The organism is Nocardioides sp. Root190, assembly GCF_001428565.1.
Lineage (GTDB): Bacteria > Actinomycetota > Actinomycetes > Propionibacteriales > Nocardioidaceae > Nocardioides.
This window is the reverse complement of sequence record NZ_LMIA01000011.1, coordinates 209,361-227,454: the sequence shown is the minus strand read 5'-3', so window position 1 is coordinate 227,454 and position 18,094 is coordinate 209,361. Positions and strand designations below refer to the sequence as shown.

The 18,094-nt window shown below is 62.9% G+C and carries 16 protein-coding genes; 2 read left to right on the top strand and 14 right to left on the bottom strand.

Annotated elements, in window-relative coordinates; genetic code table 11:
• Positions 1 to 2: 2 nt before the first annotated feature.
• The gene (gene catC / locus ASE01_RS18195) at positions 3 to 284 is read left to right on the top strand and encodes a muconolactone Delta-isomerase (protein ID WP_056755615.1); all 282 of its coding nucleotides are present in this window, start codon (positions 3 to 5) and stop codon (positions 282 to 284) included.
• Between the two features lie 190 nt (positions 285 to 474).
• Here catC and npdG read toward each other — a convergent pair whose 3' ends face one another.
• The 3 genes from npdG to ASE01_RS18180 form a co-directional block, all read right to left on the bottom strand.
• Positions 475 to 1,182 (bottom strand): NADPH-dependent F420 reductase, encoded by a 708-nt coding sequence (gene npdG / locus ASE01_RS18190; protein WP_056755612.1) that lies wholly within the window; start codon positions 1,180 to 1,182, stop codon positions 475 to 477.
• A gap of 244 nt (positions 1,183 to 1,426) precedes the next feature.
• A complete protein-coding gene (locus ASE01_RS18185) occupies positions 1,427 to 3,112 on the bottom strand; it encodes a GMC family oxidoreductase (RefSeq protein WP_235536092.1) in 1,686 nt (561 codons plus the stop codon).
• Positions 3,063 to 3,584: a GlcG/HbpS family heme-binding protein gene (locus tag ASE01_RS18180; RefSeq protein WP_235536097.1), complete on the bottom strand. Its 522-nt coding sequence runs from the start codon at positions 3,582 to 3,584 to the stop codon at positions 3,063 to 3,065. The genes ASE01_RS18185 and ASE01_RS18180 overlap by 50 nt, the downstream gene beginning before the upstream one ends.
• A 130-nt stretch (positions 3,585 to 3,714) precedes the next feature.
• On the opposite strand from ASE01_RS18180, the gene ASE01_RS24505 reads away from it, so the two are divergent.
• Positions 3,715 to 3,858, top strand: coding sequence for a hypothetical protein (locus ASE01_RS24505; protein WP_157537506.1), 144 nt, complete (start codon positions 3,715 to 3,717; stop codon positions 3,856 to 3,858).
• 42 nt (positions 3,859 to 3,900) lie between these two features.
• On the opposite strand, the gene ASE01_RS18175 is transcribed toward ASE01_RS24505, so the two are convergent.
• The 11 genes from ASE01_RS18175 to ASE01_RS18125 all read right to left on the bottom strand — a co-directional run bounded on the left by ASE01_RS18175 (position 3,901) and on the right by ASE01_RS18125 (position 18,094).
• Positions 3,901 to 4,758, bottom strand: a complete 858-nt coding sequence (locus tag ASE01_RS18175; RefSeq protein ID WP_056755603.1) for a hypothetical protein — start codon at positions 4,756 to 4,758, stop codon at positions 3,901 to 3,903.
• A 58-nt stretch (positions 4,759 to 4,816) separates the two neighbouring features.
• Positions 4,817 to 6,490 (bottom strand): flavin-containing monooxygenase, encoded by a 1,674-nt coding sequence (locus ASE01_RS18170; protein WP_056755601.1) that lies wholly within the window; start codon positions 6,488 to 6,490, stop codon positions 4,817 to 4,819.
• Between the two features lie 95 nt (positions 6,491 to 6,585).
• On the bottom strand, positions 6,586 to 8,097 hold the full coding sequence (locus ASE01_RS18165) for an aldehyde dehydrogenase family protein (RefSeq protein WP_200958903.1): 1,512 nt from the start codon (positions 8,095 to 8,097) through the stop codon (positions 6,586 to 6,588).
• Positions 8,098 to 8,304: 207 nt separating this feature from the next.
• On the bottom strand, positions 8,305 to 9,135 hold the full coding sequence (locus tag ASE01_RS18160; RefSeq protein ID WP_056755761.1) for an ABC transporter permease: 831 nt from the start codon (positions 9,133 to 9,135) through the stop codon (positions 8,305 to 8,307).
• Between the two features lie 65 nt (positions 9,136 to 9,200).
• On the bottom strand, positions 9,201 to 10,157 hold the full coding sequence (locus ASE01_RS18155) for an ABC transporter permease (RefSeq protein WP_056755598.1): 957 nt from the start codon (positions 10,155 to 10,157) through the stop codon (positions 9,201 to 9,203).
• On the bottom strand, positions 10,154 to 11,158 hold the full coding sequence (locus ASE01_RS18150; RefSeq protein ID WP_200958902.1) for an ABC transporter ATP-binding protein: 1,005 nt from the start codon (positions 11,156 to 11,158) through the stop codon (positions 10,154 to 10,156). The genes ASE01_RS18155 and ASE01_RS18150 overlap by 4 nt, the downstream gene beginning before the upstream one ends.
• A 31-nt stretch (positions 11,159 to 11,189) precedes the next feature.
• Positions 11,190 to 12,164, bottom strand: a complete 975-nt coding sequence (locus tag ASE01_RS18145; RefSeq protein WP_200958901.1) for an ABC transporter ATP-binding protein — start codon at positions 12,162 to 12,164, stop codon at positions 11,190 to 11,192.
• A 445-nt stretch (positions 12,165 to 12,609) separates the two neighbouring features.
• A complete protein-coding gene (locus ASE01_RS18140) occupies positions 12,610 to 14,145 on the bottom strand; it encodes an ABC transporter substrate-binding protein (protein ID WP_162260315.1) in 1,536 nt (511 codons plus the stop codon).
• 567 nt (positions 14,146 to 14,712) lie between these two features.
• Positions 14,713 to 15,585, bottom strand: a complete 873-nt coding sequence (locus ASE01_RS18135) for an HpcH/HpaI aldolase/citrate lyase family protein (RefSeq protein WP_056755590.1) — start codon at positions 15,583 to 15,585, stop codon at positions 14,713 to 14,715.
• The gene (locus ASE01_RS18130; RefSeq protein ID WP_157537504.1) at positions 15,582 to 16,511 is read right to left on the bottom strand and encodes an LLM class flavin-dependent oxidoreductase; all 930 of its coding nucleotides are present in this window, start codon (positions 16,509 to 16,511) and stop codon (positions 15,582 to 15,584) included. Before ASE01_RS18130 ends, ASE01_RS18135 begins: the two co-directional genes overlap by 4 nt.
• Positions 16,508 to 18,094: a class I adenylate-forming enzyme family protein gene (locus ASE01_RS18125; protein WP_162260314.1), complete on the bottom strand. Its 1,587-nt coding sequence runs from the start codon at positions 18,092 to 18,094 to the stop codon at positions 16,508 to 16,510. The genes ASE01_RS18130 and ASE01_RS18125 overlap by 4 nt, the downstream gene beginning before the upstream one ends.

Sequence of the window (18,094 nt, the reverse complement as noted above, 5' to 3'; positions counted from 1 at the left end):
GGATGCTGTACCACGTGCGGATGGATGTACGGATCCCGCTCGACATGGATCCCGGGGTCAAGGCCGACCTCGTCGCCCGCGAGAAGGCCTATGCCCAGGACGTCCAACGCTCGGGCCGTTGGCCGCACCTGTGGCGGATCGTGGGCAAGTACGCCAACGTGTCGATCTTCGACGTCGAGTCGAACGATGCGCTGCACGACGTGCTGTCGGGGCTGCCGCTCTTTCCCTTTATGGACATCATTGTCACCCCGCTGGCCACGCACCCCAGCGACATCAACACCTGAGCCGCCGGGGTCCAATAGCGTCGGTCCGGCTTGACGAGCAAGCCTGGTCGTGACCGACAGGGCCGGCCACGACAGGTGCGCGACGTCGAGTTCGACCTTGTGCGTGAAGGTCCGCCAACTCCGGCTGTTCTCCCGGCGGATCGTGACCTAGCGCGGCAGCCCACCAGTCGAGCTGGACGCAGACTCCGTTTCAGCGGGCGTCGAGCCCCGACACCCGGATGCCGGAGTGGATCTTGTACTTCCGGTTGATCGCGATGAGTACGGCGGTGAAGGGCTCCAGCACACGGGCGAGACGGAGCTTGCCGCCGTCGATCCCGGGGCGGCCGGTCACGGCAGCGGCGAGGTCGATCGCGACCTGCTTGCCCTCGACCGAGTCGCCGACCACGATGACGTCCTCGTCGAGGAAATCGTCCTCGCTCCACAGGCCGATCGCGGAGACGTTGTGGAACGCACCGACGACGGTCGCCTCGGGGGCGAGCTCCTGGGCCGACTCGGCCGCCGATCCCTCGCCGCCGTTGATGACCTGCCCGTGCGCGCCGCGCTTGTCGAAGGCCAGCGGGTTGACGCAGGAGATGACGGTCTTGCCCGCCAGGTCCAGGGACGCGACGAGGTCGTCGTGGCCGTCGTACGGGACGGCCAGCAGGACGACGTCGGCGGCGGCGATCGCGTCGGCGTTGGTGGCGCCGCGCGCGACACCCGCACCGGCCACCCCCACGAGCCGCTCGGTCACCTCGGTAGCGGAGGCCTCGGCCTTCTCGGCAGCGCGTGAGCCGAGCACGATGTCGTGGCCGTGGCGCGCGAAGCGGTAGCCCAGGCCCTTGCCCTGGGGACCGGTACCGCCGATGACGGCAACGGTATAGCGGTGTGCCGGATGACCGCCGGTGCCAGGAACTGACATAGAACCAATCTCCTAGAGGATTGACCAGTCGCGAGCCTGGCTGATGTCCAGTGAAGCCGTGCCGACCACGGATCTGTTGCGATCCGCCTCCCGAAGCACGGCCACGCACGACCCAGACAATCGGACCAGCTCATTCAGCGCCGTCGCACCAACTTCCAGGACCGCCCGTATTGAGATCAGGCCGGTCTCCGTAGCTTTGTGTGCGACCTCGTGGCCTTCTGCGCAGTCGTACCATTCACGCTGATCAATCATCTTGGGCATGCCCCTTTCCCAGTATCAGGTCAGCGCAGACCTCACCGATCAGGAGCGCGGTTGCGTAGGTGTTAGCAGCTGGAACGACTGGCGTGATCGACATGTCCGCGACACGCAGGCCATCCACGCCCCGAACCCGGAGCTGCGGGTCGACCACGGAGTCCTCGCCGACACCCATACGGCACGTGCCTCCGTAGTGCTTGCCTGAAGTGACGCCAGCACGGAGCGTCTGCTCCCACGACGCGTCATCGTCGACACTCAGGCCCGGAACCAGCTCACGAACGACGTGCCCCGCAAGGGGTGGCTGACTAGCGATCTCTCGCATCTTCCGGCACGCGAGGGTCAGGTCCTGAACATCTTGCGGATCCTCGAGGTGCTCGAAGGAGATCATCGGGAGCTGACGAGGATCCTTCGACTGCAGCTTGATCTCGCCCCGCGGGCGAGCCCGCAGAAGTCCGACCCGGACAGTGATGGCACTCTCCGCCATCATCGACATCTTATGGCGCCCGCGTCCGTTCTCTTTCCGAGCGAAGATCCCGAAGGGCGAGAAGATTGCCCCGTAGTCGACCCGCTCGCCCGACAGACCGCCAAAGAGGACGGCGTGCCCGAAGGACGAGGTTGCAGAGCCCGTGCCTCGAAGCACCAGGTCCAGCCCACCCTTGATCACGTTGGCGGCGTTGAACTCGCGGTTGAGAGTGGGCACGTCGACCTCGAACACCAGCGCGTAGTAGACGTGGTTCTGCAGGTTCTTGCCGACTCCGCTGAGGTCGACCGCCGCCGAAATGCCAACGGACGTCAAATGGTCCCGAGGTCCGATCCCCGACCTCATGAGAAGTGCGGGCGAGCCGACCGCACCGGCACTCAGGACGACCTCGCGGTCGCAGAGGCTCCTGACTTTGCGCCGGCCGGACGTGTACTCAACGCCAGCGGCTCGGTTGCCCTCGAGAATGATCCGTTCTACCGTCGCTCCAGTAACGATCTTCAGGTTCGGCCGTCGGCGGGCCGGGCCGAGGTAGGCGCGAGCCGAACTGTGTCGAAGCCCGCGCTTCTGGGTGACCTGCCCCAGAGCGACGCCAGCTTGAGAATGTCCGTTGTAGTCCTCGTTCAGGACGTGTCCGGCTGCCTCGGATGCTTCGATGAACATCGACGTCGTCGGGTGGCTGACTCCTGGGAAGTCAACGCTCTGGGGCCCGTCGGAGCCGCGCCAAGCACTAGCAGGACCGACGAACGACTCCGATCGGCGGATGAAGGGAAGCATTGACTCCGAATCCCAGCCCTTGTTACCGAGCTCAGCCCACTCGTCGAGGTCGTCGGCGTTCGGGCGCGCCCACATCATGCCGTTGATCGCACTCGAACCGCCGAGGACCTTGCCGCTCTCCCACTCCTCGGTGCGACCATTGAGAGACTTCTCGGGTTCTGCGGGAAAGGCCCAGTCGTACTTGTCGCTGAGGCGGGCGCGTCCTGCGGGGATGGTGAGGTAGGGGCTGAGACCGCGCCCCCCCGCCTCGAGGAGCAACACCCGATTGGCGGGATCCTTGCTCAGTCGGTTAGCCAAGACGCAGCCGGCTGATCCACCACCCACAACGATGTAGTCGAAGACGCCATTCGTCCGGGGCGAACTGTGCTTGTCAGTCAACGCGTACCTCACTGGTGTTCTGTTGGGATCTACGGAGAGCATCGATGATGTCCACCTCGTCGAAACCACCAGCGGTGATACATGCGCTGGCAACATCGATGTCCTCGCGCTCAGCACCACTGATGCCCAGTCCACCAACCAGGACGCCCGACCGGAACAGCGGGAACCCACCGGCGATCGTGACGAGTCCCGGCGGCAGCACCGCACCGGCCATCGGTCCGGACGGCCTCATCAGGCGCGCCCAAGCATGGGTGGTCTGCCGGGTGCTGGCAGCCGTCTTAGCCTTGCTGATGGCCAAGTCGAGCGAGAAGAGCATCGCGTGGGGCATTCGGTAGAGAAGGACAACGTTCGCGCCGTCATCAACGATGCAAATTGACATCGCCACATCCAGACGCTCGGCGCACTGGCTGCCGGCGTTGAGGACCTTAGTGGCGTCCTCGGTCGTCAACGGATAGTTCGCGGGCAGCGGCCGAGTACCCGGCTTCCACCGATCAAAGTCAAAAGACACGAGCATCCCTTTCACCCCGTGAGCGGATCTCTGAGGCTCTGTCAGCAAAACATGTGACGACTGCTACGCAATATATATCAAGCGCTTGATCGAAGATCAAGGTCGCGAACCGCCTCCTACCCAGGCCTTGCCAGGGATGCGGACTCGCACGAAGCGGACCGCGAGACGCTCAGGATCACCGCGATGGTTCAGCGACAACGGTCCCTACACCCTCGCCGAGATCGGGCTCATGCAGGCCGACATCATCCTCAACGGCCTCAAGGTCGACGCGGGTTCATGAGGCGCAGCCGCCCGGCCCAGGTCTCGCCGCAACAAACGGCTCTTAGACCCAGTCGTCAAGGATGTCGGAAACAGCCTCGTCCGCGGTGGAAATCGCAGCCGGCCCACCGTAGATCATCCCCCACTTGATCGCGTCCAGAATGTCGAGCTTGGTCATGCCCAAGCCCTTGCCCATCAAGACACCTTCTCGGATACCTGGCGCAAAGCCCCGGGTAACGTTGAAGTGGGTCAGCAGATAGGGCAGGTACTGCGCCGGCGAGACCTTCAAGGCGAACTCAAAGCGACTCCGCTGGGCCTTCAAAAGATTCGGCTGATACTTCCCCAGAAATTCGACGTACCGAGGAACCTCACCCAGCACTCGCAAATTCCAATCGCGGATGAGGTCGAGTTCACCCGACAGCATGTCCGGATCGGTGAAATCAAGACCAGTGGACAGTAGGTCCGGGTCATGGTTCCAATGATCGGGCCACGGGAGACCTGGAGAATCCGAGTCATCAAACGCTTTGAGATAGTCGAGCGTGGACGTCCCGGCGTACCGCAGTCCCTTCGGTGCCGCGTGAATGAACGCCACGGCAATCGTGTCGATGACCTCGTCCTTGGTCGCTCCGTTCTTCAGAGCATGAGTCGACTCATAAAGGATCCCGTCCTCATAACCCTCCACGCAGTAGTAGTGAAGGAAGGCGAGCACGCTGAACGGCGCGTCCAGCATCTTGGGGTCGGGACTCTGACGAGCCTGCATCCGATATCGCTTGAGCGGGTCGGGCCTCAGCTGCAACCAGAACTCGAAAGCCGGCAAGACGCTGCCCTTGTTCTCCGCATACGTGTTGCGGAATGCCTCGATCTCATCTGGCGTGGTCACATCCGGACTCGCGATGTTCCAGCCCTTGTCCATCAATTCCATAGCATTTCTCCGTTCATCATTGGTTGGCAACTCCCCAGTCCGGCGGCGCCCCGGATCGCTAACTGGACTCGGGTAGGGCGTCGCCCGTCAGAATCTCGAAGCTCGGATATCCAGCTGCTCGCTCTTCCGCCAGTCGCTTGCGGTACCTCACGGCGCCGCCCGTATAGATGAGGACCCGCGGCTTGTCGCCACCGTCGACGTTCAGGTTGTAGCCGTTGAACCAGGACTTCGTCTTCGTGAAGAGAACCTCCTGATTGACCTCGCGCACGTGCTCGACCCAAGCCAACTCGGCCTCGCGATTGGCTCGAACCTCCGTCACGCCGTTCTCGCGGATGTAGATCGCAAAGTCGGTCATCCAGGCCACGATGTCTTCAATCCCGCGCGGGAAGTTCGCTGCGACAGAGCCCGACTGAGGCCCGACGCAGGTCAGCAGATTCGGGAACCCGGTGGTTTGCACACCAACACAGGTCTCCGGACCGTCTTTCCATTTGTCGCGGAGCTTGAGGCCGTTCTCCCCCACAAAGTCGATCCGGTCGAATGGTCCAGTCACCGCATCGAACCCGGTGGCATAGATGATGACATCGAGCTCGATGTCCTCAGCCGTCGTAGTGATTCCGGACGGTGTGACCCGTTCGACCGGGGTCTCCATCAAGTCGACCAGTCGGACGTTTGGGCGGTTGTAGACCTCGTAATAGCGCGTTTCGAGAGGCACTCGCTTGGTCCCGAACCCGTGGTCGTGAGGAATGAGCTTCTCGGCCACTGCAGGGTCGTCGACGCGCGCGCGGACCTTGGCGGCGATGAACTCCGAGAGCTCGGCGTTCGCGTCCTCGTTCATGAGGGTGTCTCGGAAGTTGCCGAGCCAGATTCCAAAGCCTGGAGCTCCATAGAGCTCCTCCCACCACGCAAGACGCTCCTCACGGGAGACATCAGTGCTGATGCGGCGGTCTGGACGGTGCAGAAATCCGTTGGGCGAGTTGAAGCAGCGCTCGAAGATCTCATCGTAGGTCTCCTTGAGCTGGGCCATCTCCGGCTCGGAGATGGGGGCATTGCCCAGGGGCGCGCACCAGTTCGCGTCTCGTTGGAACACCGTGAGCGTCTTGACCTTGTCCGCAATCGTAGAGATCACCTGGACCCCCGTTGCGCCAGTGCCGACCACGCCGACCCGCTTTCCTGCGAGATCGAGCCCAGCGTGGGGCCAGTCGAAGGTATGCAGCGAGGTCCCCCCGAACGTGTCGCGGCCCTCGAAGCGTGGCACGGTCGGCGCAGACAGGAGACCCATGGCCGTCATGAGGAATCGCGTCGTGAACGTCGCTCCCCCGGCAGTCGTCACCAGCCAACTGGGATTGTTCTCGTTGTAGACCGCCGAGACGACGCGACTGTTGAACTGGATGTGCTTCCGTAGCCCGAACTTCTCGGCCACGTGCTGGAAGTAGCGCAGGGTCTCCGGCTGGGCGGCAAACCTCTCAGACCAGTTCCACTCACCGAGCAGTTCCTTGTCGAAGGAGTACTGGTAGGTGTAGCTCTCCGAGTCGAACCGGCACCCGGGGTAGCGGTTGTTGTACCAGGTCCCACCCACGTCCGAGTTGGCTTCGAGGGCAGTGGCCTTCGCGCCGATCTCCAGCAGTCGGTGCAACTGGTAAAGACCACACACGCCCGCCCCGATAATCAGGAACTCGTAGTCCAGGCCATCGTCCGACCGAACCTTGTCAACCACGTTCGCATCCTCCGTCATCTCAACGTCCTATCGTCCGGTTGGATCTCGCCATCGCTGCCGCCGTCTTCACTGTCAAGCGCCTCCACGTCCAGGTGCCGCGCGCCGCCCGACCCTCACAACGACACGTACACGTTCTTCGTCCGGACGAACTCGAGCAGTCCCTCTTCGCCACCTTCACGTCCGAATCCGCTGTCGCCGCTTCCCCCGAACGGCACGGACGGCGCGAGGGGATTGATCCCGTTGACTGACACTGATCCCGCCTTGAGCGCCCCAGCCATTCGATGAGCACGTCGCACGTCGTTGGTATGCACGAATCCCGACAGCGCATACCTGGTGCCATGTGCAATCGACAGTGCCTCTTCCTCGGAGTCGAACCTCAGCGCACTGAGCACTGGGCCGAAGATCTCCTCTCGGGCGATCTTGGCGTGAGGGTCCACATCCCCGAAGATCGTCGGTTGCAGGAAGTAACCGTCTTCGAACTCGCCGCCGAGGCGTGCGCCTCCGGTGAGCAAGGTCGATCCACCAGACGCCGCGGCCCCGTCGATGATCGACGCCACCCGGTCTCGGGCACCCGAGCTGATGAGTGGACCCATCGCGGTGGCGCGGTCGAGGGGATCTCCGATCTTGACCGACTCGACAACGGAGACGACACGGTCCATGAAAGCGTCATAGATCCCGTCCTCGACCAACAGCAACGTCGGGAGCAGACATCCTTGGCCGGAGTTGACGACAGCCCCGTACATGCCGGCCATGGCAGCTGCCTTCTCGATGTCCGCGTCCGCACACACGATGTTGGCGGCCTTCCCGCCCAGCTCGAGAGCAACTGGGGTCAAGTTGACCGCCGCTGCCGCCATGATCTTCTTGGCCGTCGCCGTGCTTCCCGTGAACGACACCTTGTCGACACCAGCGTGCGATACGAGGGCGGCTCCAGTCTCCGGTCCGCCGGGCACGATGTTGACGACGCCCGGCGGGATGCCCACCGCTTCACAGAGCTCCGCGAAACGCTGGACCTGGAATGGAGCAAGCTCTGGCGACTTCACGACGACGGTATTCCCCGCGGCCAGCGCGGGACCGATCTTGCGACAGGTCGCGACCAGCGGACCGTTCCAGTTCACCATGGCCGCAACTACCCCGAACGGCTCAGGAACTGTGTAGTTGAGTGCGTCGCCGGGATAGCTGGGGATGACGAGGCCGCTCAGTTTGTCCGGCCAGCCCGCGTAGTAGTCGAGGAAGTCAGCGCCCCGTAGCGCCGCGGCGCGGACGGTCGCCCGGGTGTTCCCGTTGTCTAGCACGCCAAGAACTTCGAGGTCATCGATGTTCGCCTTGATGGCGTCAGCAAGAGAGCGGAGGAGCGAGCGTTTGACATCAGCCGGTGTCGATCGCCAACCAGCCAGGGCCGCCCTCGCGGCTGAGACCGCGTCGTCGACCTCACTGGAACCCGCGATCACGAGTTCACCCTGGACCTCCCCGGTTGTCGGGTTCCGGTGCTCCATCGTGCCCGAGGCGGTCGAGGACACCCAGTTCCCACCGGAATAAATGGCAGCTCTGCGGAGCGTCTTCTCGGCAAGATTCCGGTGCAAGTCGACATGCGCCCGAGAGTGCCCGCTGGCCGTCATTGAGCTCATCACTCGGTCCCTCCGTATCTGTCAATTCCTGCTGCCACTGGGTGTGCGGGTCGCACGTTCTGTCCCTTGGGGGCAATGCAATGCAACCAATAATCGATCAAGCGCTTGATTGAATCTAGGCCGACGTCGGTTCCACGTCAAGCCCTGCTCGATGGCACCGGGACGAGCCTCGGTCACGGCCGGACTTTGTGCTGCTGTGTGGCTGCCCTACAGTCGCGAGCTCGTGTCGGAGCGGCTCCGGACATACTCAGCCACCTGATTGAGGGCCAAGATCGTGAGAACGAGGAGCGCGGCCGGCACCAAGACCAGGTGGGGATCGGTTCGGAGCGCCTTCTGTCCTTCGGAGATCATGTTTCCCCAACTTGGCTGGGGCAACTGGACCCCGAGGCCCAGGAAGCTCACCGACGACTCGGCGAGGATCAAGACGCCGACCACGACGCCGGCGTAGGCGATCATGCTCGTCAACACGTTGGGCACGATCTCTAGGAACACCACCTTGCGGGGCGATGCTCCCAACCCTCGTGCTGCGAGGACATACTCCAGCGGAGCTACCCGAAGGGTGTTGGCCCGCGCCAGCCTCGCGAAGAGAGGGACGGCGACAATTGCCAGCCCCAGGGTCACACTTCCCACTCCGCCGCCAATTGTGGCCCCGACAACGACCAAGACCACGATGCCCGGGAACGAAAGAAGTGCGTCGATCGCGATGCCAATGGCGGTGTCGACCTTGCCCCTGAAGTAGCCCGCGGCGACGCCGATCGCTAGTCCGATCAGCAGGGCAGCTGCCGCCGCCCCGATCCCAGCCGCCAGGGACGCACGGGCCCCAAAGATGGCGCGGGCCAGCATGCTGCGTCCGAATCCATCAGTTCCGAGCGGCTCGCCGAGGCTCTGGAGGGGCGGGACGCGGATCCCTACCTCCGCATCGACGGTGGGGTCTTGGAGCGGCAGGAAGTCAGCAGCCAACGCGAGTAACACGACCAGGGCGATCCACGAAACGCTGAGGATGAGTCCGATCCTTCCCGGTTGGACCGCAGCGCCCAAGACTGCCCAAACGCGTCCTCGGCGGGCCGGGACGAGCTGCGCACCGTCGGCCTGCCCCAACGCACTCATGATCGGACCCGCGAACGTGGGTCAAGGAGGCCGTACATCATGTCGACCGTCAGGTTGGCGACAAGGAAGATGAAGGCCAAGAAGAGGACGATGCCCTGCAAGGTGATCAAGTCTCTATCTCCTACTGAACTGATGAGCAACGAGCCCACGCCCGGAAGGACGAATACCGACTCGACGATGACAGTGCCGCCGAGCGCGCGAGCGAACTGAATTCCCGCAACCGTGATGAGCGAGAACGAAGAGGGACGAAGGACGTGTCGGGTCATGATGCGACGTGTCGACAGACCCTTGGCTCGCGCAAGAGCAACGAAATCCTGTTCCAGGGTGCCGATCACATCAGCGCGGAGAACACGGAACACGACCGCCATCTCGGCGAAGAAGATCGTAAGGACTGGGAGTATCGCGTTTCTGAGATTTCCCGACGGATCCTCCGACAGGGGTATCCAACCCAGGACGGGGAACCAGCCAAGCCGTAGGGCAAACACAAGGACGAAGAGAATCGCGAGCACGAAGGCCGGCACCGAGGTCATGGCGGTCGTGACGTTGAGGCACAGTCGATCGAAGCGACCACCAGCCCTGAGCGAGCAGAACATCGCAAGCGGAACAGCGACGGCGAACGACAGGATCGTGGCCAGGAGCGCCAGCTCGAGCGTGACGGGAAGGCGCTGCCAGATGGCCTCCGCGACCGGCTGCTTCGTAACGAACGAGCTTCCGAGATCGCCCTGAAGAACGCCGCCTATCCAATGCAGATACCGGATGTAGACCGGATCGTTGAGTCCGTACTGCTTTGCGACCGCGTCTACTACCTCTGGCGTCGCGTTCTCGCCCGCAAGGAAGGCTGCGGTATTGCCGGGGACAAGATCAAGGATGATCGAGGTCAACATCGTCACAATGATCACGGTTGCCACGAAGCGCGCGGGGCGACCGAACGCCGCCAAACGGAGCCGATTCATGACTGCCCTCCCGGCGTTCCAGCGGCGGGCGCGGTCGCGCCGCCAAGCGGGAAATGGCAGGCCACGAAGTGGCCGTCATCGATCATGCGTATCTCTGGCTCCGTCGTCCCACAAATGGCTTGCGCACTCGGGCATCGGTCGCGAAACCGACACCCACGAGCGGCGAGGTCATCGGGGGTGTCGCGGTCGCCCTGGCCTTGCACGTCGACCTCAGTTGGCGACTCCAGGACCTCGCCAGGACCATGCTCGAGGTTTGCGGCGTCGAGGAGCGCACGAGTGTAAGGATGGCGAGGCTTGTCCGTCAGCGGGCCGCTCGGACCGATCTCGCAGAGCTTGCCGAGATACATCACGGCAATCCGGTCGCTGATGTACTTGACGACCGCGAGGTTGTGCGCAATGAAGAGCATCGTCAGCTCGTAACGCTCCCGCAAGTCGAGCAGCATGTTCAATATTTGCGCTTGGACAGAGACGTCCAAGGCGGATACGGCTTCGTCGCACACCAGCACCTCAGGCTCCATCACCAAGGCTCGAGCGATGCTGATCCGCTGACACTGGCCGCCGGAGAACTCGTGTCGCCGGCGCTTGGCCTCAGGCTGGTAGGGCAAACCGACTGCCTCCATCACTTCACGGACCTTCTCGGCTCGTTCCGCGCGGGTGCCTTTCTTCCAGACGTCCAAGCCCTGGCCGATGATCTGCTCAGCCGAGCGGCGTGGGTTGAGACTCGAGACTGGATCCTGAAACACCATCTGGAGATCGCCGCGGACTGTCCGCAACTCCCTGCCCCGTAGCCTGGAGATGTCATTGCCGCCAAGGCGAACCTGCCCAGCGGAGATTGGAACGTGTCTCACCACGGCTTTGCCAAAGGAAGACTTGCCGCAGCCCGACTCCCCGACGAGCCCGAGGGTTTCGCCACGCAAGATGTCCAGGCTGAGATCAGAAACGGCGGTGAACTTCGAGCGCCCGCCGACCGAGTAGGTGACGTCGAGATGCTCGACCGACAAGAGCGCTTCCTTTCGCAAGTGCGCGGTCCCGCTACCGGCCATTCTGAGCCACCTCCGCCTTCAGATCGGACACCGGAGCGCCCGGTAGTACTTCTTGAATGACACGCTTCGACAAATTGAGCGGGTGCCAACATGCAAAACTGCGATCGGCGTCGGGGACCGAAATCAACGGGGGCGCCTCCTCGCGGCACTTCTGGCTCGCGAACTCACACCGCGTCACGAAGCTGCACCCCGGCTGCTGCTCGCTCAAGGACGGCGGACGCCCCGGAATCGAAGCGAGCCGGACACCATCAGCAAGATCAAGCCTCGGAGTGCAGTTCAGCAACGCCGCGGTGTAAGGCATGTGCGGTGCGCGCAGTACGGCTGAAGCCGGGCCCGTCTCGACGATCCGTCCCGCATACATGACCGCCAGATGGTCGGCTCGATCGGCCACGACGTTGAGGTCGTGCGAAACCAGAATCATCGCCATGAAGAGGTCTTTGCGCATCTCGTCGAGGAGATCGAGCACACGGGCCTGCACAGTGACGTCGAGTGCAGTCGTCGGCTCGTCAGCGATCAGCAACTTGGGTCCGCAGGCGACTGCAGTGGCGATCATGACGCGCTGGCGCATGCCGCCCGAAAGCTCGTGGGGATACTGCATCGCTCGCGCCTCGGGGTCACGAATGTGGACTGCCTCCAGTAGTCGAACCGCCTCGACACGTGCATCACGGCGGGACAGTCCCTTGTGGACGCGGAGACCTTCGGTCACCTGGGCCCCGAGCCTCATCACCGGGTTCAGCGCCGTCATCGGGTCCTGGAAGACCATGGCCATGTCAGTCCCGAGCAGGCGTCGGCTGTCCTTGTCCGGCATGGACAAGATGTCGCGCCCCTCGAAGCGGATCTCGCCTTCGGTGACGACGTTCGCGCCTGCAATCAGTCGCATGATGGTTCGGGCGAGCACCGTCTTGCCGCTGCCCGACTCGCCGACGAGGCCGAGCGTCTGACCACGCATCAGCCGGAATGACACTCCACGTACGGCACGCACCGTTCCCCGGGTCGTTGCGAACGTGGTCGAGAGATCTACGAGTTCGAGAAGCGGACTCGAAGTGGTGCCCCCAGCCGATTCCTTGTCTAGCGACGCCACGGTGCTGCCTTTCCCTCAGATCGTGCGCTGTTTTGGGCCGGTTCACATGCTGACGGTGATTTCGAGCGGTCTTGTGAAGACAACCTTGGTATCCGGGACACCGAAGCCTAACCCTAGAATCAATCAAGCGCTTGATAAGCAATGTAACAGCGGTCACTTTGCCGGTCAAGGCCTCCTTCTCGGGAGTAGGGGCGCAAGCACTGACATGCCGTCACCACTGGCTTGGTCCGTGTCACCGCACAACTCGAGGACGACGCACCACTGCCCGGGAAGTGCGCATGTGCGCACTTCCCGGGCAGTCCCTTGCCGCGTCTACATCACCCCGAAATCACCCGATCGAGATCTGGGCCGGGTCAGGCACCGACGGGTTGATCATGGCGTCGACTCGAACCTCGTTGCTGGCAACAACGGACTTCTGCGCATAGGTCAACCCGACGAAGGCGGCTTCTTCCATCAGCCGGGCGCCAATCTCGTTCAGAGCCTTCTTGCGCTCGTCTTGATCGGCATACCCTCGTCCGGCCTCGAGGAGTTTGTCGAGCTCGGGATCCGAATAGTTCTGCGTGTTCGCCGCTCCTCCTGTCGACCACTTGTTCAGCCACTCCTCCACGAAGGTCCCGGGATCCGCGCTGTTACTGATCACCATGTCGAAGTCCTTCGCACCACGGGCGCTGACATAGGCTGCGACCGTTTTCTTATCGATGCTTATGTCGACATTGTCGAGCCGGTTCCAATTCTGCGTGAGAGCGCTGACCTGGTCCGCGGCCTGGTTGTCCGGGGAAAGGACCGAGCCCGTAATGGAGTCCTTGCCTGTGTCCTGGAGGTACTCGTCGATCAACTCCTGAGCCTGCTCGAGGTCGTTCGTCTTCTGGACCACGGCGGGGTCGTACAGAGATGACCCTTCCGGAAACAGGGTCGTGACCGGAGTCGCGAGCCCGGACTGCGCCTTATCAGAAATGTCCTTCGGATCGGTCGCGAGGACTAGTGCTCGGCGCACCCGCACGTCGTCGAACGGCGCCTTGGCCACGTTAAACGAGACGATCACCTGCTGCACGTCCGGCAGGAAGATGTGCTGCCCGCCCGCATCCGTGACGCGCTGTTCAGCCGGATCGGGGAAAGGTTGGTAGGCCATGTCCGCAGCTCCACTCACCACCGCATCGGCGTTGGTGCTCGCGTCAGCACTGAGCTTGAAGGTGATGCCGTCCAGGTAGGGCCTTCCCTCGTCCCAGTAATCCTTGTTGGCCACCAGTGTCATGTGGTCGCCCTGCACCCATTCCTTCAGTACGAAGGGACCCGCAGCGGCGAACGTCTCGACACTGGAACCGAACGCGTCCCCGCTGGACTCGACGACAGCCGGCGACGGAATCATGCCAAGCGAGGTGAACGCGAGGTCGTTGTAGAGGGCCGCACGGGGGTAACCAACGTCAACCTGAAGCGTCAGGGCATCCTCGACGGTGTAACTCTTGAAGCTGGTCAGCGTCGAGATCACGGGAGACGCATTCGCCGGAACCTTCTCGTGATCCCACCATGCCTTGATGGCCTCAGCGTTGAACGCCGTGCCGTCAGAGAACTTCAGGCCTTCGCGGAGTTTGATAGTCCACACGGACTTGTTCTCGTTCGGCGTCACCGACTCAGCCTGTCGGAAAATCGGGTCTCCTGACTTCGGATCGACCTGGACGAGGCTGTCGTACAAGGCGCTGTACTGGGGCACCAAGGCGCCCGTGTAACCCTTGGGATTCAACGTTGGCGGCTCACCCACAACGAGCCAGTCGAGCGTTCCGCCCTCCTTCGCAGGGCCGTCCTTCGAAGGGCCGTTCCCGCCGCCGCCGGATGGCCCCCCGCAAGCCGTGGCGACTACGAGCAACATCAGAGCGCCGACGACTGCGATCAGCCTCGACCGAAATCTGTGGATCATACGTGTGTCTCCTTGAGTGAAAGATTGGACTTCTTAGGCATCCCGGTCGGGGCAATGAGACCTGCCAAAACCCAGAGAATCAAGCAAGTGCTTGATAGATTGCCACGATAGTGGCTGCCGTCACATGCCGATGTCAATGGTCAAATCTGCCCATGGTCAGCAGACGCATGACGGCGAGACTCCGCGCCCCGCCGGGCGCGCCAGAAGACCGCCCCACAGGCAAGACGGCTGGCCCAGGAGGTCGGTTTCGGGGGTCGGGCGGATCAGAACGATGCGCGCCGGAAGAACAGCGCCCCGAGGAGCGGACCGAGCACCTCTCTTCGAAGAGTCGCTTCGATCGAGCATCAACACCGCGCACGGCGGTGCATCGTCAGGGCGACGAGATTGGACCCCGATCTCACCGACAGCCGCGTCGGCGCTCGACGGGACCCGTTCGTCATCAACAGGCGCCTTCGCGACGTTAAACGTGACGATGACCCGATGGACGGCGGGCAGGTTGATGTGTTGCCCGCGCGGCCACTACAGGGGACTGTCGATGTCCGCCGCTTTCAAGATCTTCTGCGCGCGCACCACCAGCGGGCCATCAATCATGTGGCCATCGATCTCCGGCGCGGACCGCCCATCGGCCAAGGCAAGGGCGTAAGCCTCGAGCAGGTGGAGCGACTCCGCTACCTCGACATCGCTCGGAGCGAAGGCGGTGTTCGCGAGTGCCGCTTGATGGGGGGTGACGCAGATCTTGCCAGTGAAGCCGTAGGACTTCCCCTCCATGGCGTCGCTGATGAACGCAGCGTCGTCCCGGATGTCGGTGACACCCTTGTCCGCGGAATGGATACCGCGGTTTGCGCAGGCAAGAGCGATCCTTGATCGGGCGTATTGCAGTTCCAGCCCGCCGGGGGTACGGGTCATCCCGACGTCTGTGGCGTAGTCCTCTGACCCGAAGTAGATACCTATCGCATTCTGGCTGTGGTCGAGGATGGCTCCAATATTCTCCACCGCCCACCCGGTCTCGATGCCCCAGAGGATCGGAAGTGGACTGCCCAGGTTCGCGAGCCCGTTCTCGATCTCGCGAACTTCGGCCACTGTGCGGATCATGGGCACCACGATGCCGTCGATCTCGGAACCAGCCGCCGCGCGAAGGTCTTCGGCGATCCACATCGACCCGGGAGCATTCACCCGCACGAACAAGGAGTCCAGGAGGCCCTCTTCACGGAGGAAGCCAACTGTTTCGACCGTCATCGAGCGGCCGAGATCCTTCTGGGAGTCTGGGACGCCGTCCTCGAGGTCGATGACTTTCACGTCGGCATCGAAACGACCGAGCTTGCGAGAAATCGGCAGATTCCCGGCCGCCAGGAGCAGGCTGCGGATCCGAGGGAATTGGTCCTTCGGTGTCATGGCTGCTCCTCGCGGGTCACGCTGTTGACAGCTTCGCGAATCAAACCCATGGTGTCTCGGCCCTGATCAAGGCTGGCCCACCCGAACCCGAACACGATCCGTTCAATTCCGATCGTGATGGCCTGTTCGAGGTACCCGGCAAGGTACGCCGAGCCCTTCTCCTGCAGTTGCCGCGCCGACACGGCAAGGTTGAGCGAGTAGTCGAACGGCTGCTCCGAGCGCTCACTGGTCGGCCTCGCACTCTGGATCTGCGAAACGACGGCCCGCAGCATCTCGAGCGATTCCGCGTCGACATGGGCCGCGCCGTACCAGCCGTCACAGCGTTCGACTGCGCGACGGATGGCAGCCTTGCTGTTTCCACCGCCTAGGATTCGCAGCGACGACGAAGGGATCGGAAAGGTCCTTACCCCCTCTTCAAGGTGGTAAGGCCCGTAATTCCCGCCAGCTGGACTACCCGTCCAACAATCTCGCAGCACGTCGATAAGTCCGTCGAGCCGCTTGCCGCGCTCATCCCAAGGAATGCCCAGAGCCGCGTACTCCTCAGCAAGCCAACCAACTCCTACCGCCAACTGGATGCGTCCGGACGACAGCCGGTCGATCGTGGCGAGTTGCTTTGCCAACAGCACCGGGGGTCTCAGTGCGGCGACCATTGTCCCGATCCCGACCCCAACCCTGGTCGTCGCAGCCAAGATGGCCGACGCCGTGACCGTGCTCTCGTACCAGTCCGCATCAGGAGGAAAGAACGCGACACCCTTCGACAGATACGGATAGGTCGAGTGCATGTCACGGTTCAACGCGACATGGTCACCAATCCACACCTCGTCGAAGTCGGCGTCCTCGACTGAACGAGCCATGTCCAGAACGTCCAGTTCGAGCCGGGGATTGCCGAAAGCAGGTACGCCGATTCCGAATGTCGTTGATGTCATGCAAGCTCCTCCAGGTCGGCGGTGGCGTCTCTCAACGCTCGACGCAGCGTCTTGCCGGCGTCGGTCTTCGGAAATGCGTCAGATGTGACGAAAATGTTCTTGGGAAACTTGAAGCGGGCGAGTTCGCCAGCCGAGTGCTCAGAGAGAGCGCGAGTGGTGAGCACCGCACCGTCGGAGAGACGCACCACCGCCCTGACACTCTCGCCCCATGTGGGATCCGGCGCTCCGAAGACCACGCACTCGAGAACGTCAGGGTGCGTCAGGATCGCCGCTTCGACCTCGGCGGGGTAGATGTTGTATCCGCCCGAGATGATCATGTCTCCGCTGCGGTCCGCCAGGATCACGCAGTCGTCCTCATCCATTCGACCAATGTCGCCCGTGTGGTACCAGCCGTCGCGGAGGACGTTGGCCGTAGCTGCGGGGTTGTTAAGGTAGCCATCTAGCAGGAACGGTCCGCGAACGACCAACTCCCCTGTTTCGCCACGGGCGACAGGCTGTCCTTCGAGATCGAGGATTGCGGTCTCCACCCATGGCATCGCCCACCCGCACGCCGGGCCGCGCGCCTTTGCCACGTGGCCGACATGGGCGGACTTCGGCAGACCGATGATCAGGCTGGGCGCTTCTGTACTTCCGTAGCCTTGGGTCAAAACTGGTCCGAATCGGTCGAGGGCCGCATCCAGGACGCCTGCCGCCATTGGCTCGCCCCCGTAGACCAAGGTCTTCAGGGAAGAGGCATCTGCAGTGCTCAGTGCCGAGGCCTGGGTCATCAGCATGTTGACCTGCGTCGGCATCAGTAGGACGTTCGCAACGTGTTGCTCCTGCACCGCGTTCAAGAAGTGATCTGGATCCCACTTCTTGAACGGAAGATGCGTGACGCCGTAGAGCGAGTGTCCGATGATGTTGAATGTGGAGACGTGACTGAACGGAATGACGTGCATCAGGACGTCGCCGGGGAGTACCGGGTCTTCCCACGAGTTGTGGACAACGTTGCCCAAGCTCGCCACCACCATTGCCTGGTGACTCGACACCGCGCCCTTCGGGCGCCCCGTGGTGCCGGACGTGTAGCGAATCTGGAATGGGTCCGTCGGCAGCAGATGCGGTCGAGACGACTGGCTGCTCGCCCGAATCAACAGCTCTTCGTACTCCAGTGCCTCCGCATCCCCGGGGGCGTCGATCGCGATCAGACGTGGACGTTTGGCCACGCCTTCTTCTTCAAGACGAGCAGCAATGCCGTCGAGCAGAGAAGCTTCACCGATGAGGACGTCGACATCGGCGTCAGCGAGGAAGTAGCAGTGCTCCGCCGGTGTGTTGCGGACATACAGCGGCACCTTCACAAAGCCGCCGCGGCCACAGGCGAACTCCACTTCGATGTACTCGGGGCAATTGGCTGCAAGGATGCCGACCCGTGCACCTTTCTCGTAGCCCAGACCGTTGAGCGCGTTGACCAGGCGCCAAGAGCGATCGGACAGTTCGCCGTACGTCCGCTTCTCTCCTGCTTCGGTCATCACTGCGACCCGATCACGATGGCGACGGCACGCGCGATCAACCAACTCCGCGACCGTGAGTGCTCCCCATTCGATCAT

Coding starts and splice junctions, on each gene's coding strand:
- catC (WP_056755615.1), top strand. CDS start 3: ATGCTGTACCACGTGCGGATGGATGTACGGATCCCGCTCGACATGGAT.
- npdG (WP_056755612.1), bottom strand. CDS start 1,182: ATGTCAGTTCCTGGCACCGGCGGTCATCCGGCACACCGCTATACCGTT.
- ASE01_RS18185 (WP_235536092.1), bottom strand. CDS start 3,112: ATGCTCTCCGTAGATCCCAACAGAACACCAGTGAGGTACGCGTTGACT.
- ASE01_RS18180 (WP_235536097.1), bottom strand. CDS start 3,584: ATGCTCGTGTCTTTTGACTTTGATCGGTGGAAGCCGGGTACTCGGCCG.
- ASE01_RS24505 (WP_157537506.1), top strand. CDS start 3,715: ATGCGGACTCGCACGAAGCGGACCGCGAGACGCTCAGGATCACCGCGA.
- ASE01_RS18175 (WP_056755603.1), bottom strand. CDS start 4,758: ATGGAATTGATGGACAAGGGCTGGAACATCGCGAGTCCGGATGTGACC.
- ASE01_RS18170 (WP_056755601.1), bottom strand. CDS start 6,490: ATGACGGAGGATGCGAACGTGGTTGACAAGGTTCGGTCGGACGATGGC.
- ASE01_RS18165 (WP_200958903.1), bottom strand. CDS start 8,097: ATGAGCTCAATGACGGCCAGCGGGCACTCTCGGGCGCATGTCGACTTG.
- ASE01_RS18155 (WP_056755598.1), bottom strand. CDS start 10,157: ATGAATCGGCTCCGTTTGGCGGCGTTCGGTCGCCCCGCGCGCTTCGTG.
- ASE01_RS18140 (WP_162260315.1), bottom strand. CDS start 14,145: ATGTTGCTCGTAGTCGCCACGGCTTGCGGGGGGCCATCCGGCGGCGGC.
- ASE01_RS18135 (WP_056755590.1), bottom strand. CDS start 15,585: ATGACACCGAAGGACCAATTCCCTCGGATCCGCAGCCTGCTCCTGGCG.
- ASE01_RS18130 (WP_157537504.1), bottom strand. CDS start 16,511: ATGACATCAACGACATTCGGAATCGGCGTACCTGCTTTCGGCAATCCC.
- ASE01_RS18125 (WP_162260314.1), bottom strand. CDS start 18,094: ATGATCGAATGGGGAGCACTCACGGTCGCGGAGTTGGTTGATCGCGCG.